Source organism: Gammaproteobacteria bacterium (genome assembly GCA_021647245.1).
Taxonomy (GTDB): Bacteria; Pseudomonadota; Gammaproteobacteria; order RBG-16-57-12; family RBG-16-57-12; genus JAFLJP01.
Genome location: JAKIVC010000007.1, coordinates 20,516 through 34,234 on the forward strand (window position 1 = coordinate 20,516; position 13,719 = coordinate 34,234).

General features: G+C 48.9%; 14 protein-coding genes and 1 tRNA gene. All 15 read left to right on the plus strand.

All coding sequences use genetic code 11. The annotated features are described in order from the left end of the window. Positions 1-10: 10 nt before the first annotated feature. The 15 genes from L3J94_03250 to nuoG all read left to right on the plus strand — a co-directional run bounded on the left by L3J94_03250 (position 11) and on the right by nuoG (position 13,699). On the plus strand, positions 11-274 hold the full coding sequence (locus tag L3J94_03250; protein MCF6217773.1) for a hypothetical protein: 264 nt from the start codon (positions 11-13) through the stop codon (positions 272-274). Positions 275-278: 4 nt separating this feature from the next. Then, positions 279-893: a 23S rRNA (uridine(2552)-2'-O)-methyltransferase RlmE gene (gene rlmE, locus L3J94_03255; GenBank protein ID MCF6217774.1), complete on the plus strand. Its 615-nt coding sequence runs from the start codon at positions 279-281 to the stop codon at positions 891-893. 127 nt (positions 894-1,020) lie between these two features. Then, a complete protein-coding gene (gene ftsH / locus L3J94_03260; GenBank protein MCF6217775.1) occupies positions 1,021-2,946 on the plus strand; it encodes an ATP-dependent zinc metalloprotease FtsH in 1,926 nt (641 codons plus the stop codon). An 11-nt stretch (positions 2,947-2,957) separates the two neighbouring features. Next, complete coding sequence (gene folP / locus L3J94_03265; protein MCF6217776.1) at positions 2,958-3,791, plus strand: dihydropteroate synthase; 834 nt, start codon at positions 2,958-2,960, stop codon at positions 3,789-3,791. Between the two features lie 8 nt (positions 3,792-3,799). Further along, complete coding sequence (glmM, locus tag L3J94_03270; protein MCF6217777.1) at positions 3,800-5,149, plus strand: phosphoglucosamine mutase; 1,350 nt, start codon at positions 3,800-3,802, stop codon at positions 5,147-5,149. A gap of 171 nt (positions 5,150-5,320) precedes the next feature. Further along, on the plus strand, positions 5,321-6,076 hold the full coding sequence (gene tpiA / locus L3J94_03275) for a triose-phosphate isomerase (GenBank protein MCF6217778.1): 756 nt from the start codon (positions 5,321-5,323) through the stop codon (positions 6,074-6,076). A gap of 28 nt (positions 6,077-6,104) precedes the next feature. Continuing rightward, complete coding sequence (gene secG / locus L3J94_03280) at positions 6,105-6,476, plus strand: preprotein translocase subunit SecG (GenBank protein ID MCF6217779.1); 372 nt, start codon at positions 6,105-6,107, stop codon at positions 6,474-6,476. Positions 6,477-6,517: 41 nt separating this feature from the next. Next, positions 6,518-6,602, plus strand: a tRNA-Leu gene (locus tag L3J94_03285). 94 nt (positions 6,603-6,696) lie between these two features. Next, positions 6,697-7,053 carry an NADH-quinone oxidoreductase subunit A gene (locus L3J94_03290; protein MCF6217780.1) on the plus strand — a complete coding sequence of 119 codons (357 nt, stop codon included), beginning with the start codon at positions 6,697-6,699 and terminating at the stop codon, positions 7,051-7,053. Further along, on the plus strand, positions 7,044-7,523 hold the full coding sequence (locus tag L3J94_03295) for an NADH-quinone oxidoreductase subunit B (GenBank protein MCF6217781.1): 480 nt from the start codon (positions 7,044-7,046) through the stop codon (positions 7,521-7,523). The genes L3J94_03290 and L3J94_03295 overlap by 10 nt, the downstream gene beginning before the upstream one ends. A gap of 24 nt (positions 7,524-7,547) precedes the next feature. Continuing rightward, positions 7,548-8,240, plus strand: coding sequence for an NADH-quinone oxidoreductase subunit C (locus L3J94_03300; protein MCF6217782.1), 693 nt, complete (start codon positions 7,548-7,550; stop codon positions 8,238-8,240). A 1-nt stretch (position 8,241) separates the two neighbouring features. Then, positions 8,242-9,495, plus strand: coding sequence for an NADH-quinone oxidoreductase subunit D (locus L3J94_03305; protein MCF6217783.1), 1,254 nt, complete (start codon positions 8,242-8,244; stop codon positions 9,493-9,495). Beyond that, a complete protein-coding gene (nuoE, locus tag L3J94_03310) occupies positions 9,492-9,986 on the plus strand; it encodes an NADH-quinone oxidoreductase subunit NuoE (protein ID MCF6217784.1) in 495 nt (164 codons plus the stop codon). Before L3J94_03305 ends, nuoE begins: the two co-directional genes overlap by 4 nt. A 4-nt stretch (positions 9,987-9,990) precedes the next feature. Next, positions 9,991-11,268: an NADH-quinone oxidoreductase subunit NuoF gene (nuoF, locus tag L3J94_03315; GenBank protein MCF6217785.1), complete on the plus strand. Its 1,278-nt coding sequence runs from the start codon at positions 9,991-9,993 to the stop codon at positions 11,266-11,268. A 55-nt stretch (positions 11,269-11,323) separates the two neighbouring features. After that, the gene (nuoG, locus tag L3J94_03320; protein ID MCF6217786.1) at positions 11,324-13,699 is read left to right on the plus strand and encodes an NADH-quinone oxidoreductase subunit NuoG; all 2,376 of its coding nucleotides are present in this window, start codon (positions 11,324-11,326) and stop codon (positions 13,697-13,699) included. The last annotated feature ends 20 nt before the right edge of the window (positions 13,700-13,719 follow it).

Genomic DNA, 13,719 nt, shown 5'->3' on the forward strand with positions numbered 1-13,719 from the left:
CAATGGAAAAGTGACGGATAGTGTACCTCATAAGAGCAAAGGCGTAGTAGTAGAACCGAGTCCACTTAACCATATTAAGCTGGAGTTGGGGCTGGTGCTCTGTGTCGCCGTATTGGTTTTGCTGCTCTCATCATCGTTTAGCGAGTCGTTGATTGTACAGTTGATGATTCTCCTTGGTTATGGTGTGGTTGCGAGTGGCTGGCTGATATGGCGTATTCGCAGGACAGTGCAGGGGCTGACGGAAAAGAGTAATGGTAAAGATCACAACCAATAAGAAAATGGCCGCCAGTAGCCGCCGCTGGTTAGAGGAGCACCTGAATGATGAGTTTGTGCTGCGAGCCAAAAGAGAGGGTTACCGTTCAAGGGCGGTTTACAAGCTGCTTGAGATTGATGATAAAGATAAATTGCTGCGCCCAGGTATGACGGTGGTTGACCTGGGTGCTGCCCCCGGCGGCTGGTCACAGGTTGCGTGTCGCCGTCTTGGTAAGCGTGGCCGGGTGCTGGCGCTTGATATTCTGGAGATGGATTCGCTGGCGGGGGTTGAGTTCATACAGGGCGACTTTCGCGAGGATGAGGCGATTAATGGCTTGATGGAAATGCTGGGGGATTCGGCCGTAGACCTTGTAATGTCGGATATGGCCCCCAATATGTCTGGGGTGCGTGATATGGATAAGACACGCGCCATGTATCTGGTCGAGCTGGCGTTTGAGCTTGCGCGGCAGATTTTGCGTCCAGGTGGTGATCTGCTCATGAAGGTGTTTCAAGGGCCAGGGTACGATCAATTGATAAAAGAGTTGCGTCACAGCTTTGGCAAAGTGGTCACCCGAAAGCCGAAGGCTTCTAGGGATAGATCGTCAGAGGTCTATTTATTGGCTCGTGGCTTTAGGTTATAGTCAGGCTGACACCGTTGCACTTTAACTTATGCAACGGTTTCAAATTACAGAATTTTAGTGAATTAGCAGGGTTTACCGTTATAGGTAACAAGAGGTTAGTGTCTTGAACGATTTTGGTAAGAATTTGATGTTGTGGGTTGTGATCGCAGTTGTGCTGATTTCAGTCTTCAATAGTTTTAGTGCCCAAAAAACGGGTTCGCCACGTCATTTGCAATACTCACAGTTTATCAGTGATGTGCATCAGGGTAAGGTCACTTCGGTGCTTGTTGAAGGGCGTACTATTAAAGGCATGATGACAAGTGGTGAAAACTTTACGACCTATAGCCCAGGAGATAGTGGCCTTATAGGGGATTTGCTGAATAATGGCGTCGCTATTGATGCCAAACCACCCGAGCAGCAGGGTATTCTGATGCAAATTTTCATCTCATGGTTTCCAATGCTGCTATTGATTGGTGTCTGGGTCTTCTTTATGCGTCAGATGCAAGGTGGTGGTGCGGGTGGCCGTGGTGCGATGTCATTTGGCAAAAGCAAGGCGCGCATGCTGGGCGAAGATCAGGTGAAAATTACTTTTAATGATGTGGCCGGCTGTGACGAAGCGAAAGAAGATGTGGAAGAGCTGGTTGAGTTTCTGCGTGATCCGGGTAAATTCCAGAAGCTGGGCGGAAAAATTCCACGTGGTGTATTGATGGTTGGCCCGCCAGGTACCGGTAAGACTTTGCTGGCAAAGGCGATTGCAGGTGAAGCGAAGGTGCCTTTCTTTACCATTTCGGGCTCTGATTTTGTCGAAATGTTTGTCGGTGTCGGCGCATCACGGGTGCGTGATATGTTTGAGCAAGCGAAAAAAACCTCGCCTTGCATTATCTTTATTGATGAGATTGATGCGGTGGGTCGCCATCGTGGCGCAGGGCTGGGCGGTGGACATGATGAGCGTGAACAGACACTGAACCAGTTGCTGGTAGAGATGGATGGTTTTGAAGGGAATGATGGGGTGATCGTTATCGCTGCAACCAATCGCCCTGATGTACTTGATCCGGCATTATTACGCCCTGGGCGTTTTGATCGTCAAGTGATGGTTGGCTTGCCAGATGTACGTGGCCGTGAACAGATTTTGAAGGTTCATATGCGCAAGGTGCCGCTAGACGAAGATGTAAAGCCCAGTATTATTGCCCGGGGTACACCGGGGTTCTCGGGTGCGGACCTGGCAAACCTAGTAAACGAGTCTGCACTGTTTGCTGCTCGTAAGGGCAAGCGTCTGGTGAATATGGATGATATTGAGCGAGCCAAAGATAAAATAATGATGGGCGCTGAGCGTAAGTCGATGGTAATGAGTGACGCAGAGAAAAAGCTCACCGCCTACCATGAGGCGGGACACGCGATTATTGGGCGATTGGTTCCTGAACATGATCCTGTACACAAAGTCTCCATTATTCCCCGGGGTCGCGCATTAGGTGTGACACTGTTTTTGCCAGAAGATGATCGTTACAGTTACAACAAAACTCGCTTGGAGAGCCAGCTCTCCACACTCTATGGTGGCCGAGTTGCCGAAGAGTTGGTTTTTGGTGCAGACCAGGTGACCACGGGCGCTTCGAATGATATTCAGCGTGCTACCGAGATATCTCGAAATATGGTAACGAAGTGGGGGCTCTCTGAGCGCTTAGGGCCACTCACTTATAGTGAAGATGATGGCGAAGTGTTTTTGGGCCACTCTGTCGGTAAGCAGAAGACGGTTTCTGATGAGACGGCTCATATTATCGATGAAGAAGTTCGAAGTATCATTGATCGTAATTACCTTCGTGCGGAGAAGCTTTTGTCAGACAACATGGATAAGCTGCATGTGATGGCTGAAACACTGATTAAATATGAGACAATCGATCGGCCACAAATTGACGATATCATGGAAGGAAAAACACCACGGCCACCGCAAGCCTGGAGTAAGGACGCCAAGTCAGATGATGAGGGTGGTGATAAAAAGGCTGATGATGAGTCGGAGGGTGCTGATAAGCCAGCCGCTTCAAGTGATACAAAAATTGGTGGCGAAGCAGGTGAGCATTAAGAGAAGGTAGTATGTTGCTCAAATTGGATTGTGCAGGTCGAGTCCTCGACCTGCGACACCCTCGTGTGATGGGTATTCTTAATATCACCCCCGACTCTTTTTCAGACGGGGGTGATTTTTTAGGTTATGAGTCCGCATTGCAACACGCAAGAAAAATGGTTGCTGACGGCGCTGATATGATTGATGTCGGTGGTGAGTCTACGCGTCCCGGGGCAGTAGCGGTTTCAGAGCAGCAAGAGCTTGATCGTGTTTTACCACTGATTGAAGCGTTGGTGGCTGAAGTGGCAGTACCTATTTCGATTGATACCAGCAAGGCGCAGGTGATGCGTGAGGCGGTCTCTGCCGGTGCTGGATTTATTAACGATGTTAATGCGCTTCGCTCTGAAGGCGCGTTAGCAACGGCTGCGGCACTTGCTGTGCCTGTCTGTCTGATGCATAGGCAAGGACCCCCTTCGATAATGCAGAAGTCTCCCTCATATGATAATGTTTTTCTTGAGGTGCAGACGTTCTTGCGCGAGCGTGTCATGGTTTGCGAGGAAGCTGGAATTCCCGCTCAGCGGCTCGTTATTGATCCGGGTTTTGGTTTTGGCAAAACCCTCAAACATAACCTTACGCTGTTTAATGGGTTGCAGCGGTTTGTTGATACGGGTATTCCCGTTATGGTCGGTGTGTCCAGGAAGAGCATGATCGGCGAGCTGCTTAATGCGCCAGTAGCTGAACGACTGCAGGGCGGTCTAACACTAGCGACATTGGCCGCATGGTGGGGTGCCGCCATTATTCGAACCCATGATGTAAAAGAAACCATAGATACATTGAAGATTTGCAGAGTCCTAAAGGGTGTGTAAGGGAAATGATGAATAAACAATATTTTGGTACAGATGGGATTCGTGGTCGAGTGGGTGATGATCTGTTTACACCCGAGTTTGTAATGAAGCTGGGCTGGGCTGCCGGACGAGTGCTGTCGAAGAGTGGTGTCGGTACGGTTTTGATTGGTAAAGATACTCGAATATCCGGGTATATGTTTGAATCTGCTCTCGAAGCGGGGCTCTCCGCATCAGGTGTCGATATCGAGCTGCTGGGGCCGATGCCCACCCCCGCAGTTGCCTACCTGACGCGCACGCTCAATGCGGTGGCAGGTGTGGTGATAAGTGCGTCCCATAATCCATATTATGATAATGGTATTAAGTTCTTTTCATCCGAAGGTACCAAGCTCTCTGATGAAATCGAACTGAAGATAGAAGCTGAAATAAATAAAACGATGGTAACGGTGCCATCCGCTAAGCTGGGTAAGGCACGGCGTATCACCGATGCTTGTGGTCGTTATATTGAGCTGTGTAAGTCGACGGTGCCATCACGATTACGTTTGGCGGGACTGAAAATTGTCGTTGATTGTGCAAATGGCGCCACTTATCACATTGCCCCCAACGTTTTTAGAGAGCTGGGTGCCGATGTTGTCGAAGTGGCGGCTGAGCCCAATGGTCTGAATATTAATGATGGCTGCGGCTCCACCCATATTGAGCACCTTCAAGGGGCTGTGTTGGCCCATGAGGCAGACTTGGGTATCGCATTGGATGGCGATGGCGACCGGGTGATTATGGTTGACCATACGGGCGATGTGATCGATGGCGACGAAATCATCTATATTATTGCCAGATCGCGCCAGCGCACCGGGCAGCTGACAGGTGCTGTTGTCGGCACCTTGATGAGCAATTTGGGGCTTGAGATAGCACTGAATGAACTCGGCTTAGACTTTGAGCGTGTTGCGGTGGGTGATCGATACGTGATGCAGCGCTTGCAAGAGAGAGAGTGGGTGATCGGTGGCGAATCCTCTGGCCATATTCTGTGTCTGGATCGCTGTACTACCGGTGATGGTATTGTCGCCGCGTTACAGGTGGTCGCGGAGGTGGTTGATACCAATACCACACTCCACACATTGAAATCTGCAATGAACAAATGTCCGCAAAAGATGATTAATGTTCGCATCTCCTCACGGGTGAATATCTCTTCAAATAAAGTTATCCAGGCGGCCGTGGCCAGTGCTGAGCAGCGTTTAGCTGCCTCTGGCCGCGTGTTGCTACGTACTTCAGGTACTGAACCGCTGGTGCGGGTGATGGTTGAGGGGCAAAACCTTGATCAGGTTCTATCTGAGGTAGAAAAGCTGGCTGATGTGGTTGAAAAAGAGCTCGACGGGGAAATAGTATAATCTGCAAGCATTATTCTTGAGATACCGCGTGGTATCCGTTGAAAAATAAGGAAACTGTGCGGTGATCGTGAGAATTGGTGCGCTTAAGTTGATAAACGCATTGATTTTATTTGTAGCTACCGTTAAGCTGCGAACCGCTTCAGTAAATAGTGTCAACAGCGAGGGCTTTACATGCGTCAACCATTGGTAGCTGGAAATTGGAAACTGAACGGCACACTTGCCAGTATCAAGGATCTGGTTGAGGGGCTGAAGTCGGGTGTTGATAGTATTGGAAATGTTGAGATGGCTGTCTGCCCTCCATTTGTGTATATTCCAGAAGTCAGCTCGCTACTTGCGGGTAGTAAAATAGCCATCGGTGCGCAAAATATGAGCCGCCACGCAGCGGGTGCTTATACCGGGGAGGTCTCCGGAATCATGTTGAATGATTTTGGTGTGAAGTATGCCCTGGTCGGTCATTCTGAGCGGCGTGCCAGCTACGGTGAAACAGATGAAAAAGCGGCGCGAAAGTTCGTTGCTGTAAAAGAGAATGGCTTGGTGCCGATTCTCTGTGTGGGTGAAACACTGGTTGAATATGAGCGTGGTAATACCTTTGGTGTTGTAAAACGTCAAATTGACGCGGTTCTGGATTTTTTTGGTGTTGAGGCCTTCTCTGGCGCCGTGATTGCGTACGAGCCAGTGTGGGCGATTGGTACCGGCAAAACAGCTACACCCGAACAAGCACAATCAGTGCACGAGTATATTCGGGGCCGTATCGCACGTTGTGATGAAGAGATTGCATCACGCATACAGATTCTTTATGGTGGCAGTGTTAAGGCTGCCAATGCAAAAGACCTCTTTTCTCAGCCCGATATCGATGGTGGTCTGGTGGGAGGGGCATCACTTGATGCCGATGAGTTTGTTGCAATTTGTGCCGCAGCAAATAGATAAAATATTCCTTGAGTTAGGTTGATCGTAAATGTTTACAACAGTCGTACTAAGTGTTCATGTGCTGGTTGCAATTGCAGTGGTTGGGTTTGTTCTGCTACAACAGGGTAAAGGCGCTGATGCGGGCGCTGGCTTTGGTGCAGGCGCATCAGGCACTGTGTTTGGTAGCAGTGGCTCTTCAAACTTCCTCTCCCGTACAACAGCGGCACTTGCGACACTTTTTTTTGCTACAAGCCTGACACTGGCCTATTTTTCGGGTACAACTACTGTCTCCGAAAGTGTGCTGGATCAGGTGGAAATACAGCCTGTTAGGGAGAGTGACGTACCGAGTATGGGTGGAACGATGAATGATGCTGTGCCATTCGATGTTCCTGCTAAGGATGGCATTCCCGCAGTACAGTAAAGCCCCTGATGGCAGGGCAGAAGTTTGAATTGTTTTAAATAGCCGATGTGGTGAAATTGGTAGACACGCTACCTTGAGGGGGTAGTGGCGAGAGCTGTGCCGGTTCGACTCCGGCCATCGGCACCAAACAATTAAATGTATTTAAAAGCTTACACCCGTGTCTTAAAGGGTACAGCTTAGGTGACATGCTGATAACAAAACAAAGGGGAAAACCTGGCCAATGTTGACAGAATATCTACCCATTCTTATTTTTCTAATATTTGGCGTTATCTTTGGCGTGGTGCCCATTGCTCTTGGGTATTATGCAGGGCCAAATAATCCTGATGATGCAAAGCTATCCCCCTACGAGTGCGGCTTTGAGGCATTTGAAGATTCTCGCACAAAGTTTGATGTGCGATTTTATCTTGTTGCAATCCTATTTATTATTTTTGATTTGGAAATCGCCTTCTTGTTTCCATGGGCCGTTGTTCTAGAAGAGATAGGTATGTTTGGCTATCTGGCAATGACGATGTTTCTTGGGATTTTGGTGATTGGATTTATTTACGAGTGGAAGAAAGGGGCCTTGGAGTGGGAATAGAAGGTATCCTAAAAAAAGGCATCGTGACCACCAGTGCTGATAAATTAATCAACTGGGCGCGTACCGGTTCGCTTTGGCCAATGACATTTGGTTTGGCTTGCTGCGCTGTCGAGATGATGCACGCCGGAGCGTCGCGTTACGATCTGGATCGTTTTGGCATTATTTTTCGCCCGAGCCCGCGCCAATCAGATGTGATGATTGTTGCCGGAACCCTGGTGAATAAAATGGCACCCGCACTGCGCAAAGTTTATGATCAAATGGCTGAGCCGCGCTGGGTGATCTCAATGGGTTCATGTGCAAACGGTGGCGGTTACTACCACTACTCATACGCGGTCGTTCGTGGCTGCGATCGCATCGTACCAGTCGATATCTATATTCCAGGCTGCCCACCAACGGCTGAAGCACTGCTGTATGGGATTATCCAGTTGCAGAATAAGATTAAAAGAACGAATACAATTGCTCGTTTGTAAAAAGAACACATAGAGACTTTAACTATGGGTAACGAAAATACAAAGTTGGCGTCGCAATTAAGCGAGCAATTTGATGGTTTGATAGAATCCTCAGTTGTCGCTTTAGGTGAAACCACCATTGAAATATCAAGTAGCAATATGTTGCAGATATTTCAAACGCTGCGTGATGAGTCTGCATTTAATTTCGATCAATTGATCGACCTTTGTGGTGTGGACTACTCAGCATACGGCTGTGCCGAGTGGGAGACTGTTGCGGCGACTGCCGAGGGGTTTAGTCGCGGCGTTGAACGTGACCAAACCGGTGTTCCAGCGTTCGAGAAATCGGCTTGGACTAAACCACGATTTGCGGTGGTTTATCACCTTCTTTCCGTTGCTAACAATCAACGCCTGCGGGTTAGGGTGTTTGCTGATGATACGGTGCCGCAAGTTGAATCAGTCACCTCTATCTGGAGTTGTGCAGATTGGTTTGAGCGTGAGGCATTTGACCTCTATGGCATCCTGTTTGCGGGTCATCCTGATCTGCGTCGCCTATTGACCGATTATGGGTTTATTGGCCACCCCTTCCGCAAAGATTTCCCACTGCTTGGTACCGTAGAGATGCGTTACGATGACGAGAAAAAACGTGTCGTTTATGAGCCGTTACAGACAGAGCTTCGTGTGCTTGTTCCTCGTGTGATTCGCGATGATCGCTATAACGAAACTGCCGAGGAAAAATAGCATGTCGGAGATTCGCAACTACACTCTTAATTTCGGCCCTCAGCATCCCTCAGCTCATGGTGTATTACGTCTGGTGCTGGAGATGAATGGTGAGACCATTGAGCGGGCTGATCCCCATATTGGCCTACTGCATCGCGGTACTGAGAAGCTGGCGGAAACAAAACCATTTAACTCCAATTTGCCTTATATGGATCGTCTAGATTACGTCTCGATGATGTGTAATGAGCACGCCTATGTGATGTGCTTGGAAAAAATGCTTGGCTTGGAAGTGCCCGAGCGGGCACAGTACATCCGTGTAATGTTTGATGAAATTACGCGCATTTTGAATCACCTGCTGTGGTTAGGTGCGCATGCACTGGATATTGGGGCCATGACTGTGTTCCTCTACGCATTTCGTGAACGCGAAGACCTGATGGATTGCTATGAAGCGGTCTCGGGTGCGCGACTTCATGCCGCCTATTACCGTGTGGGCGGCGTTTATCGGGACCTCCCCGGTAACATGCCGCACTACGAACCTTCCAAGTGGCACAATGCCAAGGAAGTGGCAAAGATGAATGAAAATCGCCAGGGATCTTTGCTCGATTTTATCGAAGATTTTACGGCGCGCTTCCCGACTTATGTTGATGAATATGAAACGCTACTGACCGATAATCGAATCTGGAAGCAACGTACCGTGGGTATCGGTGTGGTGACACCTGAGCGTGCATTACAACTAGGCTTTACCGGGCCGATGATTCGAGGCTCAGGTATCGAGTGGGATCTGCGCAAAAAACAACCTTACGAAGTATATGACAAGCTGGATTTTGATATTCCAGTGGGTAAAGAGGGTGACTGCTACGATCGCTATCTGGTACGCGTTGAAGAGATGCGCCAGTCAAACCACATTATCAAACAATGTGTTACGTGGCTTCGCAACAATCCGGGGCCGGTTATATTGCAGGATCACCGCTTTGCAGCTCCTGCCCGTGAGGAGATGAAGGGTGATATGGAGTCGTTGATTCACCACTTTAAGCTCTTTACCGAGGGTTACTGCGTGCCTGCGGGCGAGGCGTATGCGGCTGTTGAACACCCCAAGGGTGAGTTTGGTATCTATATGGTTTCAGACGGCGCCAATAAACCTTATCGGATAAAAATAAGAGCACCCGGTTTTGCTCATATTGCTGCAACAGATGAGATGTCACGTGGCCACATGCTGGCTGATGTGGTTGCTGTGATCGGGACGCAAGATATTGTATTTGGGGAGGTTGACCGTTGAGCTCACAGACTACTACCACTCTTTCTGACGCTGTCATCGCTGAGATCGATAAGTGTGTTGCTAAGTACCCGGCAGAGCAGAAACAGTCTGCTGTGATGGGTGCTCTTCATTTGGTTCAGGATGCAAGTGATGGCTCGCTGACAACAGAACTAATGGATGCGGTGGCTGATTATCTTGAAATGCCTGCCATTGCTGTCTATGAGGTGGCGACGTTCTACTCAATGTATGAACTCAAGCCTGTTGGTAAGCACAAAATTTCTATTTGTACCAATATCTCTTGCCTTCTCTGTGGCTCAGACAAAATTGTTGATCATCTCAATGATAAGTTGGGTATTAAATTTGGTCAGACGACCGGTGATGGGCAATTTACTCTGAAAGAGGTTGAGTGCCTTGGTGCATGCGGTGGGGCGCCAATGTTTCAGATTGGCAAGACATATTACGAGAATCTGACCGCTGAAAAAGTAGATCAGATTCTGGATAGCTTGGATTAATATTATGGCAAATGAAGTCTGCTTCCGGCTCAATCACCTTGATAAGTCATGGACGCTCGATGTCTATCAGGCAAACGGTGGTTATGATGTGTGGAAAAAAATCCTGAAGGAAAAAACCTCTCCGGATGAAATTATTGATGAGTTGAAAATATCCGCTCTTCGTGGTCGAGGTGGTGCAGGCTTCCCAACGGGCTTGAAGTGGAGCTTTATGCCACGTAACACGCCGGGACAAAAATATATTGTTTGTAACTCGGATGAGGGTGAGCCAGGAACATTCAAAGACCGTGATATTCTCCGTTACAACCCGCACCAGCTGATTGAGGGTATGGCAATTGCTGGCTATACAATCGGTGCTACCCAAGGATATAACTATATTCGTGGTGAGTTTTATGAGCCAATTGAGCGTTTCCAGTCAGCGATTGAAGAGGCGCGTTCAGCCGGGCTTCTCGGTAAAAATATTATGGGTTCAGGTATCGATTTTGACCTTGAATTTCATGCAGGCGGCGGTGCTTATGTTTGTGGTGAAGAGACGGCACTGATAGAGTCGATAGAGGGTAAAAAAGGTCAGCCGCGCTTCAAGCCACCCTTTCCGGCAAGCTTCGGCCTCTATGGCTGCCCAACGACGATTAACAACACCGAAACACTGGCTTCTGTGCCAATGATTCTTAAAAATGGTGGCAAGTGGTTCCTTGAGCTGGGCAAGCCAAATAATGGCGGCAGTAAGATTTTTGCAGTATCTGGCCATGTTAACAAACCTGGCAATTATGAAGTGCCAATGGGCACGCCATTTTCTGCGCTGCTTGAAATGGCCGGTGGTGTGCGTGACGGCCATAAGCTTAAGGCTGTCATTCCTGGTGGCTCATCGACGCCTATTCTGCCAGGTGATGTGATGATGGATGCCACTATGGATTATGATGGTATATCCAAAGCAGGCTCTATGCTGGGTGCTGGATCTGTCATCGTGATTGATGACTCGACCTGCATGGTCAAGGCGCTGGCGCGCATATCTTATTTCTACTACGAAGAGTCATGTGGGCAGTGCACCCCGTGCCGTGAAGGTACGGGTTGGTTGTCACGCATTGTCAACCGGATAGAGAATGGTCAAGGTCGTCCAGAAGATCTGGACCTCCTTTGCAATGTCTCTAGGGCGATAGAGGGGCATACTATATGTGCCTTGGGCGAAGCTGCTGCGGCTCCGGTTACTAGTTTTGTTAAGCAGTTCCGTGAAGAGTTTGAATACCACATCGAACACAAAAAGTGTATGGTCGGTGGAGCCGGTTAATCGTCGGTAATGAATAATGAGGCATCGCCTCCCTAACGGTAGATTTTGATTGGATATGACTACAGTAAATATCGAAATCGATGGTAAAAAAGTAGAAGCCCGTAACGGCTTGATGCTTATTGAGGCTGCTGATGAGGCTGGAATCGATATTCCTCGCTTCTGCTACCACAAAAAACTCTCGATTGCAGCAAATTGCCGCATGTGTTTAGTTGAGGTTGAGAAAGCTGCAAAGCCCCTTCCAGCATGTGCTACGCCGGTGACGGATGGAATGAGAATCTTCACTCGTTCACCTCGAGCGATCAATGCGCAAAAAGGTGTGATGGAGTTTTTACTCATAAATCACCCTCTTGATTGCCCTATCTGCGACCAAGGTGGTGAGTGTGAGTTGCAGGATATTGCAGTCAACTATGGCAATAGCGAGTCAAAATTCCGAGAAAATAAGCGAATTGTTACTGATAAGGATATCGGCCCGCTGATCGCAACCGATATGACGCGCTGTATTCACTGTACTCGCTGTGTTCGTTTCGGCGATGAAATTGCAGGTGTCCGCGAAATAGGCTCTACGGGGCGTGGCGAGCATATGGAAATTGGCACCTACATTGCGGGAAGTGTCACCTCGGAGGTTTCCGGTAATGTTATCGATCTCTGTCCGGTAGGCGCGCTGACCTCAAAACCTTACCGTTATAGTGCCCGAGCGTGGGAGTTGACGGTTGCTCCAGCGATAGCTGCTCACGACTGCCTAGGCTCTAATGTTTTGGTTCATAGCCTAAACAATGAAGTGCTCCGCGTAGTACCCCGCGATAATGAAGCCATAAATGAGTCATGGATATCAGATCGTGACCGGTTCTCATATGAGGGAGCCAGTAGTGATGAGCGCTTAACCACACCGATGATCAAGGTCGACGGTGAGTGGCAAGAGACGGATTGGAATACCGCACTTGAAAATGCTTCGAGAGGAATTCAGTCGGTTGTCGATGCTGCGGGTGCTGAAGAGTTGGGTTGCCTTACATCGCCTAATTCAACAGTTGAAGAGCTCTACCTTGCACAAAAATTGATGCGCGGGCTCGGTAGCCACAATATTGATCACCGTCTACGCCAAAATGATTTTGCTGATCAGGACGGCGCCCCCCCTTTCCCATACCTTGGTATGTCGCTCGAGGAGTTGGAACTGTTAGATGGCGGGTTGTTGATAGGTACTAACCTTCGTAAAGACCAGCCGATTGCAGCACTCAAGCTGCGAGCCGCATCATTGAATGGCTCGCAATTTTGTACGCTAAATCCGGTTGACTATGATTTCAATTTTACGGTGGCAACATCTGTTGTTGTTATACCCTCTAAAATGGTTGCACGGCTGGCCTCGGTTGCAAAATCGTTACTTGAAATTACAGGTAATGCAGCTTCTGGCATTGCGGCAGAAATTATTCTTGATGCCAGTGTTGATGATGCCTCAAAGGCAATAGCAGACAACTTACACTCATCAAATAACTCGGCAGTTATTCTCGGCAGCTATGCCTCACACCATCCCCAGGCATCTACCTTGCGTGCACTCGCCAGTGTGATTGCTGGAGAGAGTGGTAGTTCGGTTGGCTCGCTAAGTGACGGTTGCAATGGGTCGGGTGCTTGGATGGCGGGTGCTGTACCTCACCGGTTGGCAGCGGGTAAGAGATCTCCATCGATCGGCTTGAACGCAAAAACGATGCTGGAAAAGCCACGTAAAGGCTATCTTCTGCTAGGTGTCGAGCCGTCTCTGGATTGTGCTGGTGGTATTACAGTAGAGAAAGCTGTTGCAACGGCTGATTACACAGTGGCATTAACAGCCTATCGGAGTGCATCACTTGATGCGTGTGCTGATGTGCTACTGCCGATCGTACCGCTGACAGAGACATCTGGCTCTTTAGTTAATATAGAAGGGCGTATGCAGTCTTTTTCTGCTGCGGTGATGCCAAAGGGCGATTCACGCCCTGCATGGAAAGTGCTTCGCGTACTGGGTAATATTTTTGATCTCGAAGGGTTTGAGTATCTCTCCAGTAGTGACGTGAGCCAAGAGTTGCAAGCGTTGATATCGAACTTGAAGCCAACGAGCAAAGGGGTATCGACACTCTCTGATGATGTCGCTGTGGTTGAAGGCTTGCAGAGAGTAACCGAGTGTGCGAGCTACTCTGGGGACGCGCAGCTTCGTCGTTCTCCCAGCTTGCAACAGACCAGCGATGCCTTATCTTGCTTAGCGGTGCAGCTTAGTCGCGCTACAGCAGAGAAGAGTGGTGTGCTGGATTGTACGCGTCTGCTGCTTAAGCAGGGTGAGTTGGAAATAGATATACCAATGGTTATAAATGATCGTGTTGCTGATGGCGCACTCTTGGTATACAGTGGCCTGCCGCAGACATCGGGTCTTGCCGCAGATTTTTCACCAATAACAATTAAAAAAGCTTAATTAAGCTGTGTTTCAGGGGT

Coding starts and splice junctions, on each gene's coding strand:
- nuoF (MCF6217785.1), top strand. CDS start 9,991: ATGGCAAATGAAGTCTGCTTCCGGCTCAATCACCTTGATAAGTCATGG.
- folP (MCF6217776.1), top strand. CDS start 2,958: ATGTTGCTCAAATTGGATTGTGCAGGTCGAGTCCTCGACCTGCGACAC.
- ftsH (MCF6217775.1), top strand. CDS start 1,021: ATGTTGTGGGTTGTGATCGCAGTTGTGCTGATTTCAGTCTTCAATAGT.
- tpiA (MCF6217778.1), top strand. CDS start 5,321: ATGCGTCAACCATTGGTAGCTGGAAATTGGAAACTGAACGGCACACTT.
- glmM (MCF6217777.1), top strand. CDS start 3,800: ATGAATAAACAATATTTTGGTACAGATGGGATTCGTGGTCGAGTGGGT.
- nuoG (MCF6217786.1), top strand. CDS start 11,324: ATGACTACAGTAAATATCGAAATCGATGGTAAAAAAGTAGAAGCCCGT.
- L3J94_03290 (MCF6217780.1), top strand. CDS start 6,697: ATGTTGACAGAATATCTACCCATTCTTATTTTTCTAATATTTGGCGTT.
- L3J94_03300 (MCF6217782.1), top strand. CDS start 7,548: ATGGGTAACGAAAATACAAAGTTGGCGTCGCAATTAAGCGAGCAATTT.
- L3J94_03305 (MCF6217783.1), top strand. CDS start 8,242: ATGTCGGAGATTCGCAACTACACTCTTAATTTCGGCCCTCAGCATCCC.
- secG (MCF6217779.1), top strand. CDS start 6,105: ATGTTTACAACAGTCGTACTAAGTGTTCATGTGCTGGTTGCAATTGCA.
- rlmE (MCF6217774.1), top strand. CDS start 279: ATGGCCGCCAGTAGCCGCCGCTGGTTAGAGGAGCACCTGAATGATGAG.